The 24,121-nt window shown below is 49.6% G+C and carries 22 protein-coding genes, 1 rRNA gene, 1 pseudogene and 1 other annotated feature; of the genes and pseudogenes, 8 read left to right on the top strand and 16 right to left on the bottom strand.

Annotated elements, in window-relative coordinates; translation table 11 throughout:
• The 5 genes and pseudogenes from C9I99_RS26160 to rluD form a co-directional block, all read right to left on the bottom strand.
• Positions 1-221, bottom strand: a 16S ribosomal RNA gene (locus C9I99_RS26160); the annotation flags it as partial.
• 397 nt (positions 222-618) lie between these two features.
• Positions 619-932 (bottom strand): annotated as a pseudogene (locus tag C9I99_RS26165) (tellurite resistance TerB family protein).
• A gap of 166 nt (positions 933-1,098) precedes the next feature.
• The gene (gene clpB, locus C9I99_RS26170) at positions 1,099-3,672 is read right to left on the bottom strand and encodes an ATP-dependent chaperone ClpB (protein WP_107351774.1); all 2,574 of its coding nucleotides are present in this window, start codon (positions 3,670-3,672) and stop codon (positions 1,099-1,101) included.
• Positions 3,673-3,842: 170 nt separating this feature from the next.
• Positions 3,843-4,568 (bottom strand): peptidoglycan editing factor PgeF, encoded by a 726-nt coding sequence (gene pgeF, locus C9I99_RS26175; RefSeq protein ID WP_107351775.1) that lies wholly within the window; start codon positions 4,566-4,568, stop codon positions 3,843-3,845.
• A gap of 2 nt (positions 4,569-4,570) precedes the next feature.
• Complete coding sequence (gene rluD, locus C9I99_RS26180; RefSeq protein WP_107351776.1) at positions 4,571-5,545, bottom strand: 23S rRNA pseudouridine(1911/1915/1917) synthase RluD; 975 nt, start codon at positions 5,543-5,545, stop codon at positions 4,571-4,573.
• A 139-nt stretch (positions 5,546-5,684) separates the two neighbouring features.
• Here rluD and bamD point away from each other — a divergent pair, with 139 nt between their 5' ends.
• The gene (gene bamD / locus C9I99_RS26185; protein WP_107351777.1) at positions 5,685-6,410 is read left to right on the top strand and encodes an outer membrane protein assembly factor BamD; all 726 of its coding nucleotides are present in this window, start codon (positions 5,685-5,687) and stop codon (positions 6,408-6,410) included.
• 99 nt (positions 6,411-6,509) lie between these two features.
• Here the strand turns inward: bamD and C9I99_RS26190 are convergent, their stop codons facing one another.
• Entirely contained in the window at positions 6,510-6,704 is a 195-nt protein-coding gene (locus C9I99_RS26190) for a hypothetical protein (RefSeq protein WP_107351778.1), read from the bottom strand.
• 69 nt (positions 6,705-6,773) lie between these two features.
• On the opposite strand from C9I99_RS26190, the gene hpf reads away from it, so the two are divergent.
• Together hpf and pheA are read left to right on the top strand one after the other, a co-directional pair.
• On the top strand, positions 6,774-7,127 hold the full coding sequence (gene hpf, locus C9I99_RS26195) for a ribosome hibernation-promoting factor, HPF/YfiA family (protein ID WP_107351779.1): 354 nt from the start codon (positions 6,774-6,776) through the stop codon (positions 7,125-7,127).
• Positions 7,128-7,252: 125 nt separating this feature from the next.
• Positions 7,253-7,374: a sequence feature (Phe leader region), on the top strand.
• A gap of 21 nt (positions 7,375-7,395) precedes the next feature.
• Positions 7,396-8,577 carry a prephenate dehydratase gene (gene pheA, locus C9I99_RS26200; protein ID WP_107351780.1) on the top strand — a complete coding sequence of 394 codons (1,182 nt, stop codon included), beginning with the start codon at positions 7,396-7,398 and terminating at the stop codon, positions 8,575-8,577.
• 238 nt (positions 8,578-8,815) lie between these two features.
• Here the strand turns inward: pheA and tyrA are convergent, their stop codons facing one another.
• Positions 8,816-9,955: a bifunctional chorismate mutase/prephenate dehydrogenase gene (gene tyrA / locus C9I99_RS26205; protein ID WP_107351781.1), complete on the bottom strand. Its 1,140-nt coding sequence runs from the start codon at positions 9,953-9,955 to the stop codon at positions 8,816-8,818.
• Positions 9,956-9,982: 27 nt separating this feature from the next.
• Positions 9,983-11,056: a 3-deoxy-7-phosphoheptulonate synthase gene (locus C9I99_RS26210; RefSeq protein WP_107351782.1), complete on the bottom strand. Its 1,074-nt coding sequence runs from the start codon at positions 11,054-11,056 to the stop codon at positions 9,983-9,985.
• A 215-nt stretch (positions 11,057-11,271) separates the two neighbouring features.
• Between C9I99_RS26210 and C9I99_RS26215 the strand changes: the two genes are divergently transcribed.
• The 3 genes from C9I99_RS26215 (at position 11,272) to C9I99_RS26225 (ending at position 15,521) form a co-directional block, all read left to right on the top strand.
• On the top strand, positions 11,272-12,972 hold the full coding sequence (locus tag C9I99_RS26215) for a sensor histidine kinase (RefSeq protein ID WP_107351800.1): 1,701 nt from the start codon (positions 11,272-11,274) through the stop codon (positions 12,970-12,972).
• Positions 12,969-13,682: a two-component system response regulator BtsR gene (btsR, locus tag C9I99_RS26220; protein ID WP_107351783.1), complete on the top strand. Its 714-nt coding sequence runs from the start codon at positions 12,969-12,971 to the stop codon at positions 13,680-13,682. Before C9I99_RS26215 ends, btsR begins: the two co-directional genes overlap by 4 nt.
• Positions 13,683-14,036: 354 nt before the next feature.
• Entirely contained in the window at positions 14,037-15,521 is a 1,485-nt protein-coding gene (locus C9I99_RS26225; RefSeq protein ID WP_107351784.1) for a carbon starvation CstA family protein, read from the top strand.
• 71 nt (positions 15,522-15,592) lie between these two features.
• Here the strand turns inward: C9I99_RS26225 and C9I99_RS26230 are convergent, their stop codons facing one another.
• The 6 genes from C9I99_RS26230 to ffh all read right to left on the bottom strand — a co-directional run bounded on the left by C9I99_RS26230 (position 15,593) and on the right by ffh (position 20,341).
• Complete coding sequence (locus C9I99_RS26230) at positions 15,593-16,510, bottom strand: hypothetical protein (protein ID WP_107351785.1); 918 nt, start codon at positions 16,508-16,510, stop codon at positions 15,593-15,595.
• A gap of 309 nt (positions 16,511-16,819) precedes the next feature.
• A complete protein-coding gene (gene rplS / locus C9I99_RS26235; protein ID WP_107351786.1) occupies positions 16,820-17,173 on the bottom strand; it encodes a 50S ribosomal protein L19 in 354 nt (117 codons plus the stop codon).
• A 36-nt stretch (positions 17,174-17,209) separates the two neighbouring features.
• Positions 17,210-17,956, bottom strand: coding sequence for a tRNA (guanosine(37)-N1)-methyltransferase TrmD (gene trmD / locus C9I99_RS26240; protein ID WP_107351787.1), 747 nt, complete (start codon positions 17,954-17,956; stop codon positions 17,210-17,212).
• A 21-nt stretch (positions 17,957-17,977) separates the two neighbouring features.
• Entirely contained in the window at positions 17,978-18,532 is a 555-nt protein-coding gene (rimM, locus tag C9I99_RS26245) for a ribosome maturation factor RimM (RefSeq protein ID WP_208113430.1), read from the bottom strand.
• Positions 18,532-18,780, bottom strand: coding sequence for a 30S ribosomal protein S16 (gene rpsP / locus C9I99_RS26250; protein WP_075763068.1), 249 nt, complete (start codon positions 18,778-18,780; stop codon positions 18,532-18,534). The genes rimM and rpsP overlap by 1 nt, the downstream gene beginning before the upstream one ends.
• A gap of 184 nt (positions 18,781-18,964) precedes the next feature.
• The gene (ffh, locus tag C9I99_RS26255) at positions 18,965-20,341 is read right to left on the bottom strand and encodes a signal recognition particle protein (protein WP_107351789.1); all 1,377 of its coding nucleotides are present in this window, start codon (positions 20,339-20,341) and stop codon (positions 18,965-18,967) included.
• A gap of 211 nt (positions 20,342-20,552) precedes the next feature.
• Here ffh and C9I99_RS26260 point away from each other — a divergent pair, with 211 nt between their 5' ends.
• Positions 20,553-21,350 (top strand): cytochrome C assembly family protein, encoded by a 798-nt coding sequence (locus C9I99_RS26260; protein WP_107351790.1) that lies wholly within the window; start codon positions 20,553-20,555, stop codon positions 21,348-21,350.
• A 79-nt stretch (positions 21,351-21,429) separates the two neighbouring features.
• Positions 21,430-22,707: an HlyC/CorC family transporter gene (locus C9I99_RS26265; protein ID WP_107351791.1), complete on the top strand. Its 1,278-nt coding sequence runs from the start codon at positions 21,430-21,432 to the stop codon at positions 22,705-22,707.
• Between the two features lie 84 nt (positions 22,708-22,791).
• Here C9I99_RS26265 and luxS read toward each other — a convergent pair whose 3' ends face one another.
• Positions 22,792-23,310: an S-ribosylhomocysteine lyase gene (gene luxS / locus C9I99_RS26270; RefSeq protein ID WP_107351792.1), complete on the bottom strand. Its 519-nt coding sequence runs from the start codon at positions 23,308-23,310 to the stop codon at positions 22,792-22,794.
• A gap of 114 nt (positions 23,311-23,424) precedes the next feature.
• Positions 23,425-24,066 carry a transglycosylase SLT domain-containing protein gene (locus C9I99_RS26275; RefSeq protein ID WP_107351793.1) on the bottom strand — a complete coding sequence of 214 codons (642 nt, stop codon included), beginning with the start codon at positions 24,064-24,066 and terminating at the stop codon, positions 23,425-23,427.
• Between the last annotated feature and the right edge of the window lie 55 nt (positions 24,067-24,121).

The following is a 24,121-nucleotide window of genomic DNA, read 5'->3' on the forward strand; positions in this document are numbered from 1 at the left end:
CGAAGGTCCCCCTCTTTGCTCCGAAGAGATTATGCGGTATTAGCCATCGTTTCCAATGGTTATCCCCCACATCAGGGCATATTCCCAGGCATTACTCACCCGTCCGCCGCTCGCCGCCCAACAAATCACCCGAAGGGTCAATGTTGTCGCTGCCGCTCGACTTGCATGTGTTAGGCCTGCCGCCAGCGTTCAATCTGAGCCATGATCAAACTCTTCAATTAAAATTTGATATGCTGCTAAATTAATAGCGGCTCAATGAAATACTGTTAAATCATTACCGAAGTAATGATTGAATTGACTGTGCTCTCATTGGCTTTCACTTTTAAAAAAGTGAAACAAAACAGCTCAAGGCTGTACCAACTTGAATTGGTCACTCAGTTTCATTGATAATTCTTTTGTTGACTATCATTTCACGAGTGCCCACACAGATTGCATGGTCAAATTGTTAAAGAACAATGTTTGCCACAACCGCTCTGAATCAGTGCTTTATCGTGACAACGGAGGCGCATTATAGAGACTTAGTTAGGTTTGGCAATACCTTAAATTGAATTATTTCGCCAAACCGAAGCAAGCGGCTAAATATCACACAGCCCAAGCGATTCTAGTATGTAATTCACCCTACACATCCGCTTGTTCTTCTATCCGAGTGACCAATTCATTAGGGAGTGACAGTGCTTTGGCCAATTCATCCAAGTAAGCACGCTCCAAAAAGTGGTCAATATTTATTGCAAGCAAAGAGACTAAATACACTTCAGAGGCCAGTGCATATTGTCAACTTGCTGGCTAAGTAAATTTGGATCAAGCGGAGCATCAACCCAACGCAAGATTGCCGCTTCACTATCAAGCCCTAATTGCTGCCCGGCGACCCACTTGACGATTGCAGCACGTTTCTGATCATCAATATGGCCATCAGCTTTAGCGGCAAACACCATCGCTTGAAGCAGCACACCGGCTTTATCATTGAGTTGCTGTTGAAATACCGGCTCAGAAACTAACGTTGAGTAGAGAGACGAGGATGAATATGAAATGAATTTAACGGTAAAGGAATGTAGAAAGCCCCCCTTAAAACAAGGAGGGCTTTAGGCTCAAGCAGAGATATTACTGTTTGGCTTCAATATGGCCATCTGTTGCGACGACGCTTATCGGCTTACCGGTAACAAACTTGCCTGACAGTATGTCTTGCGCCAACGGGTTTTCTATATATTGTTGAATTGCACGCTTAAGCGGTCGAGCACCGAAGACAGGATCAAACCCAGCCTCGGCAATCAGATCCAGTGCGCTGTCCTCTAGTTTAAGCAGGTAATCACGCTCTTGAAGCCGTTTAACCAAGCGTGCAACCTGAATGCTGGCAATATTCTTGATGTGCTCAGCACCTAACGGGTGGAATACCACGGTCTCATCAACACGGTTAATAAACTCCGGACGGAAATACTGACCCACCACTTCCATTACCGTGTGTTTGATTCCTTCATAGTCCAACTCACCAAAGTGTTCCTGGATACGATCAGAGCCGAGGTTGGAGGTCATGATCACCACACAGTTACGGAAATCCACCGTCCGGCCTTGGCCGTCAGTCAATCGCCCATCATCCAGCACCTGTAGCAAGATATTGAACACATCAGGGTGTGCTTTCTCTACCTCATCGAGCAATATCACTGAATACGGGCGACGGCGCACGGCTTCTGTCAGGTAGCCCCCTTCTTCATAACCAACATAGCCCGGAGGTGCCCCTACCAAACGGGCCACCGAATGTTTCTCCATAAATTCTGACATATCGATCCGCACCATGGCGTCTTCACTGTCAAACATGAAGTGTGCCAGAGATTTACACAGCTCTGTTTTACCGACCCCTGTAGGGCCAAGGAATAGAAAAGAGCCTATCGGACGATTTGGATCAGACAGACCAGCGCGACTACGACGAATGGCATTCGCTACTGCATCAACCGCTTCATCCTGGCCGATAACTCGCTTGTGCAACGCGTCTTCCATCTGAAGTAACTTGTCGCGCTCCCCTTCCAGCATTTTGGCAACCGGGATCCCTGTTTGTCGGGAGAGCACTTCCGCAATTTCCGCTTCAGTGACTTTGTTCTTCAGCAGGCTCATTTCCTGCATTTCCGCTTGGGCGGCCAGATCGAGTTGTTTTTCTAACTCCGGGATCTTGCCGTACTGCAACTCCGACATTCGGTTGAGATCACCCGCACGACGAGCAATTTCCATGTCGGTACGTGCTTGTTCAAGCGCCGCCTTAATATGTTGCGTGCCAGACAAGGCCGCTTTCTCGGCATTCCAGACTTCGTCCAGTTCGGCGTACTCTCGCTCTTTTTTATCCAGCTCATCACGCAGATCGCTCAGGCGCTTCTGGCTGGCATCGTCACTCTCTTTTTCCAACGCTTGCTGTTCAATCTTAAGCTGAATGATTCGACGCTCCAAGCGATCGAGAGATTCCGGTTTGGAATCGATCTGCATGCGGATACTTGATGCGGCTTCGTCAATCAAGTCGATCGCCTTATCCGGCAGCTGTCGATCTGAAATGTAACGATGTGATAGGCCTGCTGCGGCAACGATAGCCGGATCGGTAATTTCCACATGGTGGTGAAGCTCGTAACGCTCTTTGAGACCACGCAAAATAGCCACCGTATCTTCTACTGTCGGCTCATCCACCAGCACTTTTTGGAAGCGACGTTCAAGCGCGGCATCTTTTTCAATATACTGACGATACTCATCGAGTGTTGTTGCACCAACACAATGTAGCTCACCCCGAGCCAGCGCAGGCTTAAGCATATTACCGGCATCCATGGAGCCTTCACCCTTACCGGCACCAACCATGGTATGCAGCTCATCGATAAACAGGATGATGCTACCTTCTTCTTGCGATAACTCGTTAAGGACTGACTTCAAACGTTCTTCGAATTCACCGCGATATTTAGCACCCGCAATCAATGCCCCCATATCCAAGGAAAGAACACGTTTGTGACGCAGTCCCTCAGGGACCTCACCATTGATTATACGCTGTGCCAAGCCTTCAACAATCGCGGTCTTACCCACCCCTGGCTCACCGATGATCACCGGGTTGTTCTTGGTACGGCGCTGTAACACCTGAATGGTGCGACGAATTTCATCATCGCGGCCGATAACAGGATCCAGCTTGCCCTGCTCGGCACGCTCGGTCAGGTCAATGGTGAACTTTTCCAATGCCTGTCGATTTTCCTCGGCATTCGGATCATTGACATTCTGACCGCCGCGGACTTTTTCGATAGCCTGCTCTATTTTTTCGACGGTCAGCCCTTTTTCTTTCAATAGCTGACCGAGCGGTCCTTTGTCATCCACCGCCGCCAAAATAAACAGTTCAGACGAAATAAATTTATCTTTACGCTTCTGAGCTAACTTGTCACACATGTTGAACAACATGCCCATACCATGTGACAGCTGCACATCACCGCCGATACCGCTTACTTTCGGTAGTCGCTCCAATAGCTCAGACAATCCAGAGCGCAACTGAGCAATATCGACATTCAACAGGGTTAGAAGTGGACGGATGGTGCTGCCATCCTGATTCAATAGTGCCACCATCAAGTGGGCTGGCTCTATATACTGATGGTCTCGCCCCAATGCTAGCGATTGAGCATCAGAGATTGCCATCTGGAATTTGCTAGTAAAACGGTCAAGACGCATAAGTCCTCCTATTCTTCTCTCACCATAAGATATGGTGGCCTAGCTCTCATTTTTCAAGCTAAATTTTCCTCTGTTAGTCGTCTTGAGTATGATTTAGCCGCTACGTCAATAATCACCTAATAACAAAAAGCCCTGCATTAGCAGGGCTTTAGTAGAGTATGTTAGATTGGCTATTCCCGCCAAATCAAGGTTGCCTGGCGGCCTGTAACCCCATCGCGACGGTACGAGTAAAACCGCTCAGCATCGGAGTAAGTACAACAATCGCCACCAAAAACTTCGTCAACGGACACTTTTGCAAGGCGCTGGCGAGCCAGTTGGTACAGATCTGCCAACCACTTTTCACCACGAGGCTGAAAAGCTTGGGCGGCGGCAGGGTCATGGGCCAGAAAAAGCTCACGCACTTCGCCACCGACCTCAAATGCCTGTGGACCAATAGCGGGGCCCAGCCAAGCCATGATCTCCGAGCCAGGAACTGAAAACTTAGCGACAGCCTGCTCAATAATGCCATCAACCAAGCCACGCCAACCAGCATGGACTGCGGCAACTTGTGTACCTTGTCGATCACAGAGGATCACCGGCAAACAATCTGCCGTCATTACCACACACGGTAATTGAGACTTTGCGGTATAACTACCGTCAGCATCCATCGCTTGTGGTTGAGCCTGCTCAAGGCTCACTACCTCAATACTATGGGTTTGGTTCAACCATACCGGTGCGACGTCCAAACCAAGCTGCTGCTGCAACCGCTGGCGGTTTTGCTGTACAACCTCTGGTTCATCCCCAACATGATCACCCAAGTTCAAACCTTGGTAAGGCCCAATGCTGCTCCCCCCTTTGCGAGTGGTCGCAACCGCTTTCACATTGGCTGGTGCAGGCCAGTCAGGGACGATCCACATATTTAGTACTCTTCTTCCTGGTTCGCGTCTTTATCCTTGCGCAGGATACTGATCATCGCCACCATATCGATTGGAAGCGGTGCACGCCATTCCATTAGTTCACCGGTGATCGGGTGCTCAAGACGAAGCATACGAGCATGCAGGGCCTGACGGTCAAACGCGCGCAAAGCCTGAACAAGTTCATCAGATGCATTTTTCGGCGGGCGAGGACGACCACCGTAAATCGCATCACCAATCAGCGGATGACTTAAGTAGGACATGTGCACACGGATCTGGTGGGTACGACCGGTTTCCAAACGCAAAATAATACGCGTATGCTCACGGAAATGCTCAGCCACGCGGAAACGGGTGATCGCAGGTTTACCAAACTCACTGACAGCCATGCAGATACGCTTGGTCGGGTGACGGCCAATAGGCTTTTCAACCGTACCACCACCAGTCATCCTACCCATCGCAATCGCTTCGTATTCACGAGTGATTCTGCGTTTTTGTAGCGCACGAACCAAGCGAGTCTGCGCCTGGATAGTTTTTGCTACCACCATTAAACCGGTGGTGTCTTTATCCAGACGATGAACGATACCCGCACGCGGCACTTCAGCCAAAGACGGACAGTGGTGAAGCAACGCATTGAGTACTGTACCATCCGGCGTACCGGCACCTGGGTGTACGACAAAGTCACGAGGCTTATTGATGACGATAATGTGTTCGTCTTCGTGTACGATATCTAACGGAATATCCTGAGCAACCCAGCGGACTTCGTCTTCAATTTCCGCTTTGATCGACAGTTCTTCACCGCCCATCATTTTCAAACGTGGTTTTGTTGTGACTTCCCCATCAACAGAAACCATACCATTAAGAATCCACTCTTTGATCCGTGAGCGGGAGTAATCGGGGTGTAATTCAGCGATAACCTGATCGAGGCGCAAGCCAAGTTGACTATCTTTTACTGTATTTGTTAACTCTATCTGCTGTGCCATAGCGAACTTTTTTAAAAAGCGTGGGACTAAACGTCAAACGCTGCGTAAAATAACATAATAGTGTCATTGTATCTGTTAACGGCTCAGACCGTAATGGATCCACCGAAATAAAATTTTTATCAAGGAAACAGTCGCCGCAATGAAACGCCTGACTCTATCGTCTCTTCTTGCCGTCGCCATACTTTCAGGCTGTTCAAGCACGGAAGAAGTGGTACCGGACGTACCGCCATCTGAACTATACGCCACCGCCCAACAGGCCCTGCAAGGCGGGAGCTGGACCACAGCCATCGAACGACTGGAAACTCTGGATTCCCGTTACCCATTCGGTGCCTACTCGGAGCAAGTTCAGCTGGATCTTATCTATGCATACTACAAAAATGATGATCTTGCCTTAGGTGAGGCAACGATTGATCGTTTTAACCGCCTAAACCCGGCTCATGAAAAAGCCGACTGGGTGTTGTATATGCGCGGCCTAACCAGCATGGCGCAAGATCGGAGCTTTATGCATGACTTGTTCAGCATTGATCGCCATGACCGTGATCCGGAACCTGCCCGTAAAGCCTTCCGTGACTTCAAACGCCTGCTAGAGCGCTACCCGAACAGCCGTTATGCTGCGGATGCTCAGGCACGTATGGTCTTTTTAAAAAACCGCCTGGCCGATTACGAGCTGGCAGCTGCCGATTTCTACCTACGACGTGAAGCATGGGTGGCAGCGGTCAACCGCTCCCAGCTTATTCAGCGCGAATACCCGAATACCGAAGCCGCTCGAAAGTCTTTGCTGATCATGGAAAGCGCTTACGAACAGCTTGGCTTGAGTGAGCCACTAGAAAACACCCGTAAGCTGATCGCACTCAACCCAGCCTAAGCGGTTGGCGTTCAGCAAAAAAAAACAGCAGCCCAAGGGCTGCTGTTTTTGATCTGAATAATTTGCCTCGACGGCTATTGGCTATAAGAGTGGTTAAATTTAACACAAGCCTTTGTTATAAATCGAAAAAGCCCCCTGAATAGCACCAGCCACCAGCGTTCGTTCTTCCCTCATACTGCCCCAAGTTTCTGGTTTTCTACAAGCACTTTCGTCAAACTTTTTTGCAACAAGCGAGGCATGATCACAGAATTTTTCTGGACAATATTTTAACAATGTAATCGTGATCTTGATCACATTATTGATTCCTGGATTTAGTAATCTGAAGTCAACCCAACGAAGGGTAGCAAAAGAGGAAAGATAATTATGACTGTAGACATTACCGGCAAAAACCTAGATATCACCCCTGCTATCCGTGAGCGTATTGAGTTTAAATTCAAGAAATTAGAAAAGTATCAGGTTCCACTAATCAGCAAACACGCTGTGATCAGCACCGAGCCAAACCGCCAATTTAAAGTTGAAGCATCTGCTGCTATTCCGGGAGGTCAACTAGTCGCCTCAGCAGAGCATGACGATATGTACGGTGCCATTACTGAGGTATATCAAAAGCTGGAACGCCAACTGAACAAACAAGCTCACAAACCAACGGCACGCCGTGCAAGCCACAGCGACAAGCCGCAAATTGAAGAAGCAGAAACCGAAGCCGAAGAAGAAGCATAATTATTCAAGAGGATTTGATAAACAGCCCTGCCTAGCAGGGCTGTTTAGTTTCTGCTTGACAAGCCTTGTAAGGCTGAATAATGTTGAGACATAACTAACCCAAAACCATAGCATTCAGTATTTATGCAAATAACCACACTGTTTTTCTTTAGCTTCTTTTTTATGTCACCTTAATGGGGGCTATTCGTTGCGCAAGAAACAAGCTAAAGACGAACAGACAGCCTCCTCACCAGGAGGCTTTTTTGTATGAATAAGACAGGGAGCGACAATGACAGAACCGCAGTATTCGCTGGACGAAATCAGAACCAACGTCAGCCGTATCGATAATGAAATCCTAAAGCTGCTCGCCGAGCGCCGCCAACTGAGCCTGGAAGTGGCCAAGAGCAAAATTCAAACCGCCAAACCCGTGCGTGATCAAATCCGTGAGCAAGCGCTGCTGCTACGATTGATCGAAACAGGCCAATCCCTGCAGTTGGACGCCCAGTACGTCACTCAAATCTTCCATACTATTATCGAAGACTCTGTCTTGTTCCAGCAGGCCTACCTGCAAAAGATCGCTAACCCAGAAAGCCTGCAACCTGTCGCTCGCGTCTCTTTCCTTGGTGCTAAAGGCTCCTACTCCAACCTCGCCAGCCGAAATTATTTCAGCAAAAAACAAACCAAGCTGGTTGAGCTTAGCTGCTCGACCTTTCGCGATGTCCTGCACACGGTGGAAATTGGCAATGCCGACTACGGTGTCCTGCCGATTGAAAACACCAGCTCGGGCTCTATCAATGAAGTCTACGACCTGCTACAGCACACCAGCCTGTCGATTGTCGGTGAGATCAACCAGCCGATAGAACATTGCCTGCTCGCTGCGGCTGATACCAAGCTTGAAGACATTGATACGCTCTACTCTCACCCACAGCCACATCAGCAATGTAGCGAATATCTCCACTCTATGGGCAATATTACCCAGGAGTACTGCTCAAGCACCGCTGAAGCAATGAAGATAGTGGCTGAGCTCAAGCAGCCCAACGTGGCAGCTATCGGTAATGCCTCAAGCGGTGAGCTATATGGCCTTACCCCACTCAAATCCAATATTGCCAACCAGCAGGAAAACTACACCCGCTTTATTGTCGTTGCACGCAAGCCGGTTGAGGTGACCTCGCTGATCCCAGCCAAAACCACCCTGACCATGTCTACCGCCCAGAAAGCCGGCTCACTGGTCGAGTGCCTGCTGGTATTACGTAACCTCAATATCAACATGACCAAACTAGAGTCGCGTCCGGTGATTGGCAATCCGTGGGAAGAGATGTTCTACGTCGATGTTGAGGAGAACCTCAAATCGGAGGTGATGCAGGAGGCACTGGAAGAGCTAACCCGCCTGACCCGCTTTATCAAGGTATTGGGTTGCTACCCGAGCGAGAACGTCAAACCGGTTGATCCTGAGACTGGTGACTTGCTTTAAGTCCGTTGCCATTCGAAGCAAGGCACAAGCACATCACTGAGTCGGAATGTCAAAAACGCGGTAAATACATCCATGTAGCTCCTACCCAATGTCCCTATTGGGTAGGTTTTGACATCCTATTTAGCAATATGTCACCGACGTCTTAGTTTCAACATTGCTTTGCCCTAAAGCCGAAGCAAACAAAAAGCCCACGCACTGCGAAGTACGTGGGCTTTGTTGTTGTCAACATTCGCTGTTCCTAGCGCTCTGACGAGGTACGGTGAGTGGAGTCGTTCGCCTGTCTAAGTAATCCCTGGCTCTCGATTAAAAAATGCTGGGCATAATCCCCAAACCAATTTTCAACCCGGCCAAAGGCCTGCTTGAACGTCTCTTTATCTTGGTTATCCAGCATCGCAATGGCTTCGCCGAAACGTTGGTGGAAGCGTTTGATCATCGCCAGGTTCTGCGGCGACGACATAATAATATCCGCATACAGTTGGGCATCCTGTGCAAACAGGCGTCCCACCATTGCCAGCTCCAAGCGGTAGATTGGCGAGCTGAGTGACAGCAACTGCTCGAGTTTCGGATCTTCCTCGGCAAGGTGTACACCATACACAAACGAAGTGAAGTGGCGCAGCGCCTGGATCAACGTCATCCCTTCATCGTGTTCGATCGCACTGATCCGGTTTAGGGTCGCGCCCCAAATTTGGATCTGCTCTAGCAACCACTGGTAGTGCTCCGGGTTACGACCATCACAGTAAGCAACAACCTGTTTGGCCAAGCTGGTGATATCCGGGCCGAACATCGGGTGCAAGCCAACCACAGGGCCACGGTGTACTTCCAGCATCGCCTGAACAGGGCCACTCTTCACCGAGGTCAAGTCAGCAAGAATACAGTCTTCCGGCAAGTTGCCCAACTTGGCGATAATGGTTTCGGTCAAGTTGATCGGCACTGATACCACAACCATACCGGCATCCGCCAACAGTTCATCTGCCCGATCCCAATCTTGGCTGCCCAGCTTGCGCACCTGATAACCCGACAATTCAAACAGACGGCAAAACAGACTACCTAGCTGGCCATGACCACCCACGACGACAATTGGACGCAGTTCAGGTTTGAGGCACTTGAACCCTGAATCATTTTCACTGGCGTAGGACTCACGCATGGTACGACGCAGGATATCTTCGATGAGATCCGGTGGTACCCCTTTATTCTCAGCTTCCTGACGGCGTGAAGCCAGCATCGCCGCTTCTCGATCAGGCGCATAAATCGGCAAGCCATGCTGGCTTTTCACATGGCCGACCTCTTCGACCAAGGAGAGACGGCGGGCTAGCAGCTCCACCATCTGGCGGTCGACATCATCAATTTGATCTCTTAGTTTACTCAGTTCAGCGACCATCTATGGCTCTCTGCATTGGTGGCGGATTTAGTCTTCAACACGCTGCTGAAGGAATGGCGTAAGTTCTTGGTGTGCATGACGCAACAAGGTATCGGTCGATTCCCAGTTGATACAAGCATCGGTAATAGACACACCGTAAGCCATTTCTCCACGCGGAAGATCCGTACTCTGGTTTCCTTCATTAATATGGCTTTCCAGCATCAAACCGATAATGGACTGATTGCCCTCACGGATTTGATGGATCACATCTTCGGCAACCAATGGCTGACGACGGTAATCCTTACGGGAATTAGCATGGCTACAGTCTACCATCAGTGACGGAGAAAGGCCTGATGCATTCATCTCGTTTTCACACTCGGTCACGGAGACTGAATCATAGTTGGTTTGTTTGCCACCACGCAAAATAACGTGGCCATCAGGGTTACCCTGGGTATTGAGCAGTGCGACTTGGCCATCACGGTTGATCCCCATAAAGCGGTGGCCAGAAGCTGCAGCCTGCATCGCATTAATCGCCGTTCCCAAGCTGCCATCGGTACCGTTCTTGAAGCCAACCGGCATCGACAGGCCACTCGCCATCTCGCGGTGAGTCTGGGATTCGGTGGTGCGGGCACCAATGGCCGCCCAGCTAAACAAATCCCCCAAGTACTGCGGGCTGATCGGGTCCAGCGCTTCGGTCGCAAGCGGGATCCCCATCTCAACCAAGTCAATCAATAGCTGGCGGCCAATATGCAAGCCTTCTTCAACTTCGAAGGAGCCGTCAAGGTGCGGGTCATTGATAAGCCCCTTCCATCCCACTGTCGTACGCGGCTTTTCGAAATAGACCCGCATCACAATGTACAATTGATCGCTCAGCGCTTCCGACAGTGCTTTTAGCTTAACCGCATACTCTTTAGCGGCTTCGATATCATGGATAGAGCATGGCCCACACACCACCAGCAAGCGATGATCACGCTTGTGAATGATATCGGCAATGGTCTGTCGAGATTGGCGAACGAAGTTGAGGGCATTTTCACTCACTGGCAGTTTGGTGCGTAGCTCTTGTGGTGTGATCAATACCGACTCGTTTTCAATATGGACGTTATTCAGCTGGTCTTTTTGCATGTGGGCTTCCCTGTAAACTAATAAATACAAAATATAGAAAGAAAAACAGGAATCCCCTGTTGTTAAACAGACAATAGCAGGCCCCAGTGAGACATTGCAACACCTGTAAAGAAAAAAATCCACCGTAAATATAAATTTACACCCACAGCCTTTTTGGCACTATTGCCCAAAGCCAGTTACCATAATGGCAATGCCCACTCGCATCCCCTATGGCAATGGAACTGATTTTTTCTCTTTTACAGCAGCTCAGCGTATACCTGGTACTGGCATACTTGCTCAGCAAGACCCCACTGTTCATGCCCCTGACCTCTATTTCAGGTCGGCTATCTCAGCGCTTTACCTGCTACATCCTGTTTTCTCTCTTTTGTATTTTAGGCACTTACTTCGGATTACACATAGAAGATGCGATTGCCAATACCCGGGCAATCGGTGCCGTCATGGGGGGATTGCTTGGCGGACCCATCGTGGGTTTTGCCGTGGGCCTGACCGGCGGCCTCCACCGCTACAGCCTCGGAGGCTTTACCGATCTGGCCTGTGCGATCTCCACCACAGCCGAAGGTCTGATCGGTGGCTTGATGCACAGTTACTATGTGCGCCGAGGGCAAGCCGATCAGATTTTCCGCCCGCAGGTGGTACTTGTCATCACTCTGGTGGCCGAAATTGTCCAGATGCTGATCATCCTAGCCGTTGCCCAACCGTTCGAGAAAGCACTCGGCCTGGTCAGTGCGATCGCCTTGCCCATGGTGATCGCCAACTCGGTCGGGGCCGCGTTTTTCATGAGCATCATTCAAGACCGAAAAACCATTTACGAAAAATACTCTGCCGCATTTTCAAGCCGTGCCCTAAAAATCGCCCAACGTTCAGTCGGGATCTTCAGCCAGGGGTTCAATGAAGAAACCACCAAGAAAATCGCCAAGATCATCTACCAAGAAACCGGCGTCGGTGCCGTCGCGATCACCGACCGCGAAAAAATCCTCGCGTTTATCGGCATCGGTGATGACCACCACCTGCCCGGCACCCCGATATCCTCAGGTTATACCCGCCGTGCCATTGATGGCTGCGAGCTGGTGTATGCCGACGGCTATGATATCCCCTACCAGTGCTCGCTGCATGACAAGTGCAAACTGGGCTCAGCACTGGTGATCCCGCTGGTTGGCGGTAACAACGAAGTGCTCGGCACCATCAAACTCTACGAACCCAAGCGCAAACTGTTCTCCACGGTTAATCTCACGCTGGGCGAAGGGATCGCCAAGCTGCTGTCCAACCAAATCTTGACCGGGCGCTATATCCAGCAGCAAAACTTGCTGACCCAAGCCGAACTGCGCCTGCTGCAAGCCCAAGTGAATCCGCACTTCTTGTTCAATGCGCTTAATACGATCAACTCAGTCGTCCGGCGCGATCCGGACAAAGCCCGCCAGCTGATCCAGCACCTGTCGCAATTCTTCCGCCGCAACCTCAAGCAGAATATCGAAACGGTAACCCTACAAGAAGAGCTGCAGCATATACACGCCTACCTGGAGATTGAACTGGCACGTTTCTCTGACCGGCTCTGTGTCGAGGTCAATGTTGCTGATGAGTTGATGACCATGAAAGTACCGACCTTTACCCTGCAGCCGCTGGTTGAAAACGCGATAAAACACGGCACCTCATCACTGCTGGAAAATGGTAAAATCACCATCAACGGCTTTGTCGAACAAGATCATGTCATCCTCGAAGTCGAGGATAACGCCGGCAACTATGCACCTGTCGGTGAGGAAAGTGGCCTTGGCATGAAGATTGTCGATAAGCGACTGAAGAACATGTTTGGCAAACAGTACGGCTTGAGCATGACCTTTCAGGCCCATGAATGGACCCGGGCAACCATCAAACTGCCCGTTGATACCCTCACACACCGTAACGGAGAGCATGCGGCATGATTAAAGCCCTTGTCATTGATGATGAAAAATATGCCCGGGAAGAGCTGATCGACCTGCTGGAAGAAGATGGATCGATCGAGGTGATTGGGGAATGCAATAATGCCATCGAAGCGCTGAAAAAAATCAATGCCCTCAAACCCGATGTCGTTTTTCTCGATATCCAGATGCCGCAAATCACCGGCATTGAAATGCTAAGCATGCTCGACCCTGATACCATGCCCAAAGTGGTTTTCGTGACCGCTTATGACGAATACGCTCTCAAAGCGTTCGAGGACAATGCTTTCGACTACCTGCTCAAGCCGGTGGAAACCTGCCGCCTGACCAAGACCATCAAACGGCTGGCGCGGGAATGCCAACCTGCAGACTACTCACCACTGGTCACTGACATGCTGGAGCTGATCCCCTGTAGTGGCCACAACCGAATTTTGCTGCTTCGTCCCGACGAGATAGAAACCGCTTATTCCGATCTCAGTGGGGTTCACGTCGTTAGCCACGATACCGAGGCAACCACCCAGCTAACCTTGAAAACGCTGGAAGAGAAAACTCCACTGATCCGCTGCCACCGCCAGTACCTGATCCACCCGACAGCGATCAGAGAAATTAAGTTATTGGAAAATGGTCTCGCTGAAATTACCACGAGTGGCAGCCATCAAGTGCCGGTCAGTCGCCGCTACCTCAAAGAGCTCAAGGATCGCTTCGGCCTTAGCTAAGCGTCCATTTGACGACGACAGGTGATGGAGGGTTTATCCTCCATCTTTTGGCAACATACCCTTCTCTATCAACCTTTCCCTCGCCACACCCTGACGGTGATCACGGATTTAATATTCAGTCGCCCACCGCTTAATCCTCGGGAAAACCGCTCACCCAACTCGATAAAACCGCTTAATGGCATTATCGACCACTCACTCTGCCATACAACCACTCACCCCTTTAGCGGGTGAATATTGCAGGCAAACGTTTAGCATGGCAGTTATCAAAATAAGTTTTGCGCAGTTGCTGAGGGTGTAGAGGCACGGAACGCAAAACTCACATAACCCACTCCAATAAGATTAGAGAGACAAGATATGGCCTGGTTTCTGATGTGTGTTGCGGCGCTGGTAGGTGGTTACTTCATCTACGGTGCATTCATTGAAAAAATCTTCGGTATTAACGAAAAGCGCCAAACGCCTGCTTATACCAAGCAAGACGGTGTTGACTACGTACCTATGTCGAACAAGAAAGTGTACCTTGTTCAGCTGCTAAACATTGCCGGTGTCGGCCCGATTTTCGGTCCTATCATGGGTGCCCTATACGGTCCAGCCGCTATGCTGTGGATTGTCCTGGGTTGTATCTTTGCCGGTGCTGTCCACGATTACTTCTCAGGCATGTTATCTGTACGTAATGGTGGCGCGTCAGTACCAACGATTACCGGCCGCTACTTGGGCAACGGTGCAAAACACTTTATGAATATTTTTGCTATCGTACTGTTGCTGCTTGTGGGTGTGGTATTCGTATCGGCGCCAGCCGGCATGATCACCAACCTGGTCAACGAGCAAACCAATATCGGCATGTCGATGACCACCATGGTTGTGATCATCTTCGCCTACTACATTATTGCGACAATCGTTCCAGTTGATAAGATCATCGGCCGTTTCTACCCATTGTTCGGTGCGCTGCTTATCTTCATGTCTGTTGGCCTGATCACCGCTATCGCCTTCTCTAGCGAGCACACCCTGCTTGGCGATTACGAGATGAGCCAGATGTTCACCAACATGAACCCGAATGACCTGCCACTGTGGCCTGCGCTATTTATTACCATCGCTTGTGGTGCGATCTCTGGTTTCCACGCCACCCAATCACCACTGATGGCACGTTGTATGGAAAACGAGAAGAACGGCCGCTTCGTGTTCTACGGCGCAATGATCGGTGAAGGTGTGATTGCTCTTATCTGGTGTGCCCTCGCACTATCATTCTTTGGCTCGGTCGAGTCACTACAAGAAGCCGTCGCTAACGGTGGTCCAGGTAATGTAGTTTACAGCTCATCTATCGGCCTGCTCGGTGTATTCGGCGGTATTATTGCTTTCCTAGGCGTGGTTATCCTACCGATTACCTCGGGTGATACCGCGTTCCGCTCAAGCCGCCTAATCCTGGCTGAGTACTTCAACATGGAGCAGAAATCGCTACGCAACCGCCTACTGATGGCCCTGCCTCTGTTCGTACTCGGTGGTATCCTGACTCAAGTTGACTTCGGTATCATCTGGCGCTACTTCGGCTTTGCTAACCAGAGCACCGCGGTAATGATGCTGTGGACAGCATCAGCTTACCTGCTGCGCCATAACAAGCTGCACTGGGTAACAACCGTACCGGCTATCTTCATGACCACGGTATGTATTACCTTCATCCTGAACAACAGCCAGCTAGGTTTCGGCCTACCAATGACGGTATCGACTATCGCGGGTATCGTAGGTTCACTGTCCATCGCCGGCTATGTTATCAAGCGCTCTAAAGGCAAAGGCGAAACTGACCTTGCTGACGAAGAGACTGCTGAAGGCAGTACGGAAATCGCTTAAGTTTTCACCTCCCCCTGAAAACACAAAAACCAGCCGCAAGGCTGGTTTTTTTATTCGAGAAATAAGCTGACTTAAGCTTCTGGCAACTCTTCGTCTTCAGTAGAGAAGATCACTTCACCATCGATAACATACGCTTTAAGTACTTTTTCTTCGTAGCTTTCGTAATCAACCATTCCATCTACAATCTCTTGGAAAGAGCGAATTGACTTGACCACTACACCAGTGTCTTTATCGATCCATTGCTCTGACTGTTCAATGTCAGTCCAAACCTCACCGTCAGCATTGCCTTTCAAAGTTGAATCGATAGAGAATGAACAGGTTTCAACTGATTTGCCGTTCACATCAATCGTCTCAAAGCCATTAAACGTGACTTGACGCTTATTTTGACCGTAGACAAGGCGATCCTCCAACTGACCATCGAGGAAGAAAGAAAACTCTGAGGTGTAGCTCGCTGCTGTTGTTTGGCCTTTATCTGAACCGAACAACCACTGCGGTGCTGCAGGAGAGTTCACATCACGATCATCCTCCACACTACCGTCAAAATCATTCACATACTGGTCACCTGCGTATGAAACGGAAGTTGATTGCTCATCAATCACATAATACTCAAAGCGCTGCGAAGAGCCATTGCGTGATTTTTGCAGGCGATGTGATTTGGATTCTAACTCAAAACCTAACGGCGTTTCAGAGTAGTTAGAAATATATTCGACCTGAGTAATTGATTTATGCTCTTCGAAATCAACACCATTACTAATTTGGGTGTGTTCTGTCTGCAGATAGAAGTCAGATTCCTCACTCCATCGTGCCTGCCATGTCGCTTCGTGGGTCGCATCTTCCCAAAGCGTTGGGTTAAAACACACTTCAGCTTCACCACCAACAGGTGGCTTGCCAGTATTACCGTCACCACCATTCGAACCCGATGATGAACCGCCGCAGCCAGCAAGTAAAGCAGTGGCGACTGCAACAGACGCAATTGTAAATTTATTCATTATTAGTAACTCCTATGTATATAGCGTTACTCATCATCCTGAATAGAGACTTGCTGGCAATACATCATTCATTTCAATGTGTAAATTACGAATAATATATAAACAAAATTTATGCCATTTTTGACTTTCACCTGACACTAGTGATTTTATACTTTTAAATCAATAACATAAAACAGAAGGTATTGCATTTATCTACTTTCAAGCACGCATGAATAATGCGCCAAAAAATGCATACAAACTCGTTTTTCACGCATAAAAAAAGCCCACCTTGCGGTGGGCTTTTTCATTAAACGTCTTACGTGTCGAGAATTACTTAGAAGTAAGCTTCTCGCGGATACGTGCAGATTTACCTGAACGCTCACGTAGGTAGTACAATTTGGCACGACGTACTGCACCACGACGTTTAACAGTAATGCTGTCAACGATTGGAGAGTGAGTCTGGAACGCACGCTCAACGCCTTCACCGTTAGAGATCTTACGAACAGTGAATGCAGAGTGTAGACCACGGTTACGCTTAGCGATTACAACGCCTTCGAAAGCCTGTAGACGCTCGCGGTTACCTTCTTTTACCTTAACTTGTACAACAACAGTGTCACCTGGTGCGAAAGTTGGTAGGTCTTGTTTTAGTTGCTCGTCTTCGAGCTGCTTAATGATGTTACTCATTGGTAAATACCCTAGAATAAACTGATACTAAATTAATTAAATGCTTGCTTTGTGTTCACGGATAAACTCCGCCAGCAAGAATTCCTGATCGTCAGTCAGAGCTAGGTTTTCCAGGAGCTCTGGTCTTCTCAACCAAGTACGGCCCAGCGATTGTTTCAACCGCCAGCGACTAATGTCCTTGTGATTCCCAGACAGCAAGACCTTAGGGACTTCCTGCCCGTCCAACATTTCAGGACGCGTATAATGAGGGCAATCTAGCAAACCATTTGCGAAAGAATCTTCTTCCGCCGACGCAAAGTCTCCCAGTACACCCGGCACAAACCGAACCACTGCATCCACTAAGGTCATGGCTGGCAGTTCACCACCCGTCAGCACAAAATCTCCGATAGACCATTCTTCGTCTACCTCTTGTTGGATAATGCGCTCATCTACCCCTTCATAGCGACCACAGATAAGAATCAGATTCTCATTCTGCGCCAGCTCCTCAACACCCGCTTGATCAAGCTTACGGCCCTGAGGCGACAGGTAAATGACTTTAGCCTGGCCATCTACGGACTTTTTGGCAGTATGAATGGCATCGCGCAAAGGCTGCACCATCATCAACATACCCGGTCCGCCACCATATGGGCGGTCATCAACCGTCCGGTGTTTGTCGTGGGTAAAATCACGAGGATTCCACGTTTCCACTGACAAAAGGCCTTTTTTTACCGCCTGGCCTGTTACCCCAAAATTGGTAATGGCATTAAACATGTCAGGAAAAAGGCTGATTATGCCTACCTTCATTTGTTCACCTATTACCGGGGATTAAAATCCAGGATCCCAGTCAACTTCGATCCGCTGAGCAGTGCGATCAATCGACTTGATGACCTGCTCATCGAGGAACGGAATTAAACGTTCCTTCTGGCCAAAAGCATCTTTCAGGTTGGCTTTGACTACCAAAACGTCGTTGGAACCTGTTTCCAGGATGTCAGTCACTTTACCTAGGTCGTAACCTTCGGTTGTCACGACTGCCATTCCATACAACTCACGCCAGTAGAACTCGTCTTCTGACAGTGCTGGTAGTTGGTCAGCCAATGCGTAGACTTCAGCATTCGTGAACATCTGAGCATCCTCACGGATATCCAGACCTTCTAGCTTAGCGACTAGGCCCTGACCATGGCGCTTCCACGATTCAACGCGGAGCTCCTTCCACTCACCTTTGACTTTAATAAACCAAGGCTGATAGGAAAAAATGCTTTCAGCTTCTTCGGTGTAAGAAAAAACTTTGAGCCAACCCTTGATGCCATAAGTGGAACCAAGTTTCCCAACAACAATGCGGTCTTGTGTACTCATCGCTTCTCTAATACCTGTCATGCTAATTAAGCCGCTTTAGCAGCGTCTTTGATTAGCTTAGCTGCGCGGTCAGACACAGTAGCGCCTAGACCAACCCAGTGGTTAACACGGTCAAGATCTAGACGTAGACGCTCTTCCTGACCCTTAGCTAGCGGGTTGAAGAAACCAATTTTTTCGATGTTACGACCGTCGCGAGCGCAACGTGAGTCAGCAACAACGATTTGATAAAATGGACGCTTCTTAGCGCCGTGACGTGCCAAACGAATGGTTACCATATCGTCCTCTTTGCATTACTGTAAATGAAATCGGCCCCGCCATGGATATAACGGGGCCCGTGCCAAATTAAGCTCGGGAATTTTACTCTTTAAACTGACGAATGCAACCGCTTTAGCTAAATTTTCACCAGTAAAAGAATGTTGACATCCCCAAGCCCAATGTATTTGTGGGAAATAATGCCGATTAACGGCCGAACATTCCGCCCATACCACCGCCCGGTGGCATCATGCCTTTCATGTTGCGCATCATGTTCTTCATGCCTCCCTTCTGCATTTTCTTCATCATCTTCTGCATTTGGGTGAATTGCTTGAGCAGGCGGTTAACGTCTTGGACCTGAGTACCGGACCCCATTGCAATACGTTTTTTGCGCGAGCCTTTAATCAGCTCTGGGCGCTGGCGCTCTTTAACCGTCATCGAGTTAATGATAGCTTCCATCTGGTTGAACATCTTATCATCAACCTGATCTTTGACATTGTCTGGTAGCTGGGACATACCCGGAAGTTTGTCCATCATCCCCATCATGCCGCCCATGCCTTTCATCTGCTCAAGCTGGCCGCGGAAATCTTCAAGATCAAAGCCTTTCTTTTCTTTGAATTTCTTGGCTAGCTTTTCAGCTTTTTCCTTGTCGACATTACGCTCAAGATCTTCGATAAGCGACAGGACGTCACCCATACCTAGAATACGTGAGGCAACACGGTCAGGGTGGAAAGGTTCTAAGGCATCGGTTTTCTCACCAATACCCAGGAATTTAATCGGCTTACCGGTAATATGACGCACAGACAGCGCAGCACCACCACGGGCATCACCGTCGACCTTAGTTAGGATCACACCAGTCAGTGGCAGGGCTTCGTCGAAGGCCTTTGCTGTATTAGCGGCATCCTGACCCGTCATGGCATCGACTACGAACAGGGTTTCAACTGGGTTGATGGCCTTATGGACATCCTTGATCTCGTCCATCATTTCGCTGTCGACGTGCAGGCGACCTGCGGTATCGACAATCAGGACATCATAAAACTTGAGCTTCGCTTCAGCATGAGCAGCCGTGACGATATCAACCGGCTTCTGGTCGGCCGTAGATGGGAAGAAATCCACATCCAAATCATCAGCCAAGGTTTCTAGCTGCTTGATCGCCGCCGGGCGGTATACGTCGGCAGACACCACCAGCACTTTTTTCTTCTGGCGTTCTTTCAGTAGCTTACTCAGCTTACCGACACTGGTCGTTTTACCTGCACCTTGCAGGCCGGCCATCAGAATAACCGCAGGCGGCTGGCTCGCGAGGTTAAGATCTTCATTGCCTTCGCCCATGACCGCTTCAAGCTCGGCCTGAACGATCTTGATGAACTCCTGGCCCGGCGTCAGGCTTTTCGATACTTCAGTACCTACCGCGCGTTCTTTTACACGCTTGACGAAGTCACGGACAACAGGAAGCGCAACATCAGCTTCGAGTAACGCCATACGTACTTCACGCAGCGTATCCTTGATGTTGTCGTCCGTCAGGCGGCCACGGCCACTGACATTCTTAAGCGTTCGCGATAAACGCTCCGTTAAATTTTCGAACATGTGCTACTCGCTCGTTACGCAACTAATCGATATGATCTGGACAGTATAACGCAATCCATACCCTGCTTTCATGCCCTGACGGACACTTTCATTGTGATATCCCCTGATAAAACCACCTCGATATGCCATTGATCTCGCTTTCATCATGGCGGGCAGACGGCTAGCAAGGTATAATTGCGAACTCTTACCATCTTAAATAGTTAAGTTTACTATGGATATGTTGATTGCTGTAATGGCGGCATGCCTTTACTTTCTTGCCCTTGGGCTGGTTGTACCGGGCCTCACCAACAACAATGGCATCAAAACCAAACCGGTCTTTGCGTGTGCCGTTGTCGCTATTGCCCTTCATATTCTGCTGCTCAAAGATCTTATTCTGGGTGGGCAGGGACAAAATCTCAGTATTTTAAACGTGGCCTCGCTAATCAGCTTACTGATCGCAGCGATTACCACCGGCGCAATGTTAAAGATGCGGGTCTGGTTCCTGCTGCCAGTCGTCTACAGCTTTGCGGCCATTAACCTTACCGCTGCCACTTTCCTTTCCGGTGCCTTTATTACTCACCTGGAAACCCACCCAGAGGTGCTGCTGCATATTTCTCTGGCGCTGTTCTCCTATTCAACTTTGATGATAGCGACCCTGTACGCTATTCAGTTGGCTTGGCTGGATCACAAGCTGAAAAACAAGAAGAGCCTGATGATTAATCCGAACATTCCCCCTCTCATGATGGTCGAACGTCAGCTTTTCAAGATCATTTTGGTCGGTAATTCGCTATTGACCGTCACGCTGGTGTCTGGGTTTATCTTTATTCAAGATATGCTGGCCCAAGGCAAGACCCATAAAGCCCTCTTTTCACTGCTGGCATGGTGTGTCTATTCCGTATTGCTGTGGGGGCATTACCAGAAAGGATGGCGTGGACGCCGTGTGGTCTGGTTTAGTCTGGTAGGTGCATTCCTATTAACACTGGCCTATTTCGGTAGCCGCTTCGTCAAAGAAATTATCATTGGGGGGTAAGATTCCGTGCCCCATTCATTGACACCCAGTGAGTCTGGGTACAAAGTTCAAGTAACAGAAACGTTAAGGAAATAGTTTTTTGGACGATATATCCACGGGGATTCTATTCTCTCTCCTGATATTACTTCTTGTTATTTCCGGATATTTTTCCGGTTCTGAAACCGGAATGATGGCCCTCAACCGCTACAAGCTGCGGCACCTGGCCAACCAGGGTCACCGCGGGGCCAAGCGGGTCGAAAAGCTCCTGTCGCGTCCGGACAGGCTGATCGGCCTGATCCTGATCGGCAACAATCTGGTCAATATTCTCGCTTCCGCCATTGCCACCATACTCGGTATGCGCCTGTATGGCGATATGGGTGTCGCTATCGCCACCGGAGCCCTGACCTTGGTCGTGCTGGTCTTTGCTGAGGTGACCCCGAAAACCCTTGCAGCCCTTTACCCTGAGCGCGTCTCTTACACCAGCAGCGTCGTATTGCAGCTGTTGATGAAATTGCTGTACCCGCTGGTCTGGTTTGTCAATGGTATTACCAATGGCTTCCTGCTCTTGCTTGGTCTGCGGGTCGACCATGCCAACGATGGCAAACTGAACTCGGAAGAGCTACGGACGGTGGTAAACGAAGCCGGCGGTCTGATCCCTCGCCGCCACCAGGACATGCTACTGTCCATCCTCGATTTGGAAAACGTCACCGTGGAAGATTTGATGGTGCCGCGCAGTGAAATTGCCGCCATCAATGTCAACGATGACTGGAAATCGATTGTCCGCCAGCTTAGCCACTCCGCTCATGGTCGCATTGTGCTCTTCCGAGACAACATCGATGAAGTGGTTGGCATGCTGCGGGTGCGCGAAGCCTACCGCCTGATGATGGACAAGAATGACTTCAGCAAAGAAAACTTGCTGCGAGCAGCTGACGAGGTTTACTTTATTCCGGAGGGGACGCCCCTCAATATCCAGCTGCTGAAATTCCAGCGCAACAAAGAGCGCATCGGCCTGATTGTCGATGAGTATGGTGATATCCAAGGCCTGATCACCTTGGAAGATATCTTGGAAGAGATTGTCGGTGAATTTACCACTTCTATCAGCCCGACCCTGGCTGAGGAAATCACCCCGCAGCCTGACGGTAGCCTGATGATCGAAGGCAGTGCCAATATCCGAGACCTCAACAAGAGCCTAAACTGGGTGCTACCGACCGATGGCCCGCGTACTCTCAACGGCTTGATTCTGGAGCATCTGGAAGACATTCCCGACAGCCAGCTTAGCATCGAGGTTTCCGGCTACCAGATGGAGATCATCGAGGTCTCTGACAATATGATCAAGCAAGTTCGGGTGCTACCCAACCAGCTAAAGAAGACAGGCTGATCCTGGTATCAGCCTAAAAGACAGATACAGTAAAGCCGGCATTATCGCCGGCTTTTTTATAGGATAGCAGCTTACTTATCTACGCTATTTAACGCTCAAATCTTGCAACATGGCCTCAGGCAGCGCCAATTCGTCATTTTTGTTCACCGCAATCCCCTGCTCAATAATATGGCGGGCAATCGCCTGTGCTTCCTCCAGCGAGTGCATACTGTAAGTACCGCACTGGTACTCGTTCAGCTCGGGGATCTTGTCCTGCGACTCAACCTTAAGCACATCTTCCATCGCCGCTGCCCAGCTATCGGCAACCAATTGCTCGGTCGGGGTACCAATCAGGCTCATGTAGAAACCGGTCCGACATCCCATCGGTGAAATATCGATAATTTCAACCTGATCAGAGTTCAGATGATCCCGCATGAAGCCCGCATACAGGTGCTCCAGAGTATGGATCCCGCGCTCGCTCAAAATGTCCGCATTTGGGCGGCAGAACCGCAGGTCGAAAACGGTAATCGTATCGCCTTTCGGTGTCTGCATGGTCTTGGCTACCCGTACAGCCGGGGCATGCATACGAGTGTGGTCAACGGTGAAACTATCTAATAGTGGCATTGCTTCCTTACTCCTTGGCCTTAGCACCGGGTATAACAAGCACTCCGATGCATTCATTATTAAACGTTATATCAGACTGCGACAACAGCAAGTGGGTTTTGCGACAGCCTGCCGCTAGAACGGCCACCAGCTGCGGTTATCTTCCAGCTCTTGGCGGCACTGCTTGAGCTGCCAACCATAGTCTTTGGCTTGTTGCTCAACCTTGCGAGAAACCCTCAGCAATGTCGGCTTGGACTTGTAAGTCCCGCGGCGGTAGCCTCCCCGCCCATCATGATAGGCAAGGTACTGGTTATAGGTATCCCATTTCGAGATCCCGAGCTGGCGCTGGGTTTCATGGGTATACCAGCCAATAAACATTAACGAGTCTGCAAAATTAGTACGGGAGCCCCCTTTTCGCGTGGCCTTCTGGTAATCAGACCAAGCCGGGTCTTGTGCTTGCGCATACCCATAGGCACTACTGACCCGCCCCCACGGAATAAATCCCAGCACATAATTTTTCGGCGGTCTGGCGTCATGACGGAAACTACTTTCCTGCTTCACAAATGCCATGGCAACCTGCATCGGAGTGCCCCACTCGTCTTCCATATCCAATGCCGCTTTATACCATTTCGGGTGCTCACGGAAGATATTGCACAAATTATTTTGATCTTGGGGAGGAGGCGTTGCACAGCCGGAAAGAATCGCGGACGCACCGAGGAGGAGCACCAAACGGCAATAAGTCGGTTTAATAAACTTAAATAGGGAGTGGGCAAACATGGAACTTAACGCCATCCTTGTGGTCTGAATCTATGATAGCCAGCTAAGCGCAGCT

The organism is Photobacterium lutimaris, from assembly GCF_003025555.1.
Taxonomy (GTDB): Bacteria; Pseudomonadota; Gammaproteobacteria; order Enterobacterales; family Vibrionaceae; genus Photobacterium; species Photobacterium lutimaris.

What these genes read in the sequence shown, in the direction of transcription:
- clpB (WP_107351774.1), bottom strand. Translation starts at nt 3,672, where the DNA reads ATGCGTCTTGACCGTTTTACTAGCAAATTCCAGATGGCAATCTCTGAT.
- pgeF (WP_107351775.1), bottom strand. Translation starts at nt 4,568, where the DNA reads ATGTGGATCGTCCCTGACTGGCCTGCACCAGCCAATGTGAAAGCGGTT.
- rluD (WP_107351776.1), bottom strand. Translation starts at nt 5,545, where the DNA reads ATGGCACAGCAGATAGAGTTAACAAATACAGTAAAAGATAGTCAACTT.
- bamD (WP_107351777.1), top strand. Translation starts at nt 5,685, where the DNA reads ATGAAACGCCTGACTCTATCGTCTCTTCTTGCCGTCGCCATACTTTCA.
- hpf (WP_107351779.1), top strand. Translation starts at nt 6,774, where the DNA reads ATGACTGTAGACATTACCGGCAAAAACCTAGATATCACCCCTGCTATC.
- pheA (WP_107351780.1), top strand. Translation starts at nt 7,396, where the DNA reads ATGACAGAACCGCAGTATTCGCTGGACGAAATCAGAACCAACGTCAGC.
- tyrA (WP_107351781.1), bottom strand. Translation starts at nt 9,955, where the DNA reads ATGGTCGCTGAACTGAGTAAACTAAGAGATCAAATTGATGATGTCGAC.
- C9I99_RS26210 (WP_107351782.1), bottom strand. Translation starts at nt 11,056, where the DNA reads ATGCAAAAAGACCAGCTGAATAACGTCCATATTGAAAACGAGTCGGTA.
- C9I99_RS26215 (WP_107351800.1), top strand. Translation starts at nt 11,272, where the DNA reads ATGGAACTGATTTTTTCTCTTTTACAGCAGCTCAGCGTATACCTGGTA.
- btsR (WP_107351783.1), top strand. Translation starts at nt 12,969, where the DNA reads ATGATTAAAGCCCTTGTCATTGATGATGAAAAATATGCCCGGGAAGAG.
- C9I99_RS26225 (WP_107351784.1), top strand. Translation starts at nt 14,037, where the DNA reads ATGGCCTGGTTTCTGATGTGTGTTGCGGCGCTGGTAGGTGGTTACTTC.
- C9I99_RS26230 (WP_107351785.1), bottom strand. Translation starts at nt 16,510, where the DNA reads ATGAATAAATTTACAATTGCGTCTGTTGCAGTCGCCACTGCTTTACTT.
- rplS (WP_107351786.1), bottom strand. Translation starts at nt 17,173, where the DNA reads ATGAGTAACATCATTAAGCAGCTCGAAGACGAGCAACTAAAACAAGAC.
- trmD (WP_107351787.1), bottom strand. Translation starts at nt 17,956, where the DNA reads ATGAAGGTAGGCATAATCAGCCTTTTTCCTGACATGTTTAATGCCATT.
- rpsP (WP_075763068.1), bottom strand. Translation starts at nt 18,780, where the DNA reads ATGGTAACCATTCGTTTGGCACGTCACGGCGCTAAGAAGCGTCCATTT.
- ffh (WP_107351789.1), bottom strand. Translation starts at nt 20,341, where the DNA reads ATGTTCGAAAATTTAACGGAGCGTTTATCGCGAACGCTTAAGAATGTC.
- C9I99_RS26260 (WP_107351790.1), top strand. Translation starts at nt 20,553, where the DNA reads ATGGATATGTTGATTGCTGTAATGGCGGCATGCCTTTACTTTCTTGCC.
- luxS (WP_107351792.1), bottom strand. Translation starts at nt 23,310, where the DNA reads ATGCCACTATTAGATAGTTTCACCGTTGACCACACTCGTATGCATGCC.
- C9I99_RS26275 (WP_107351793.1), bottom strand. Translation starts at nt 24,066, where the DNA reads ATGTTTGCCCACTCCCTATTTAAGTTTATTAAACCGACTTATTGCCGT.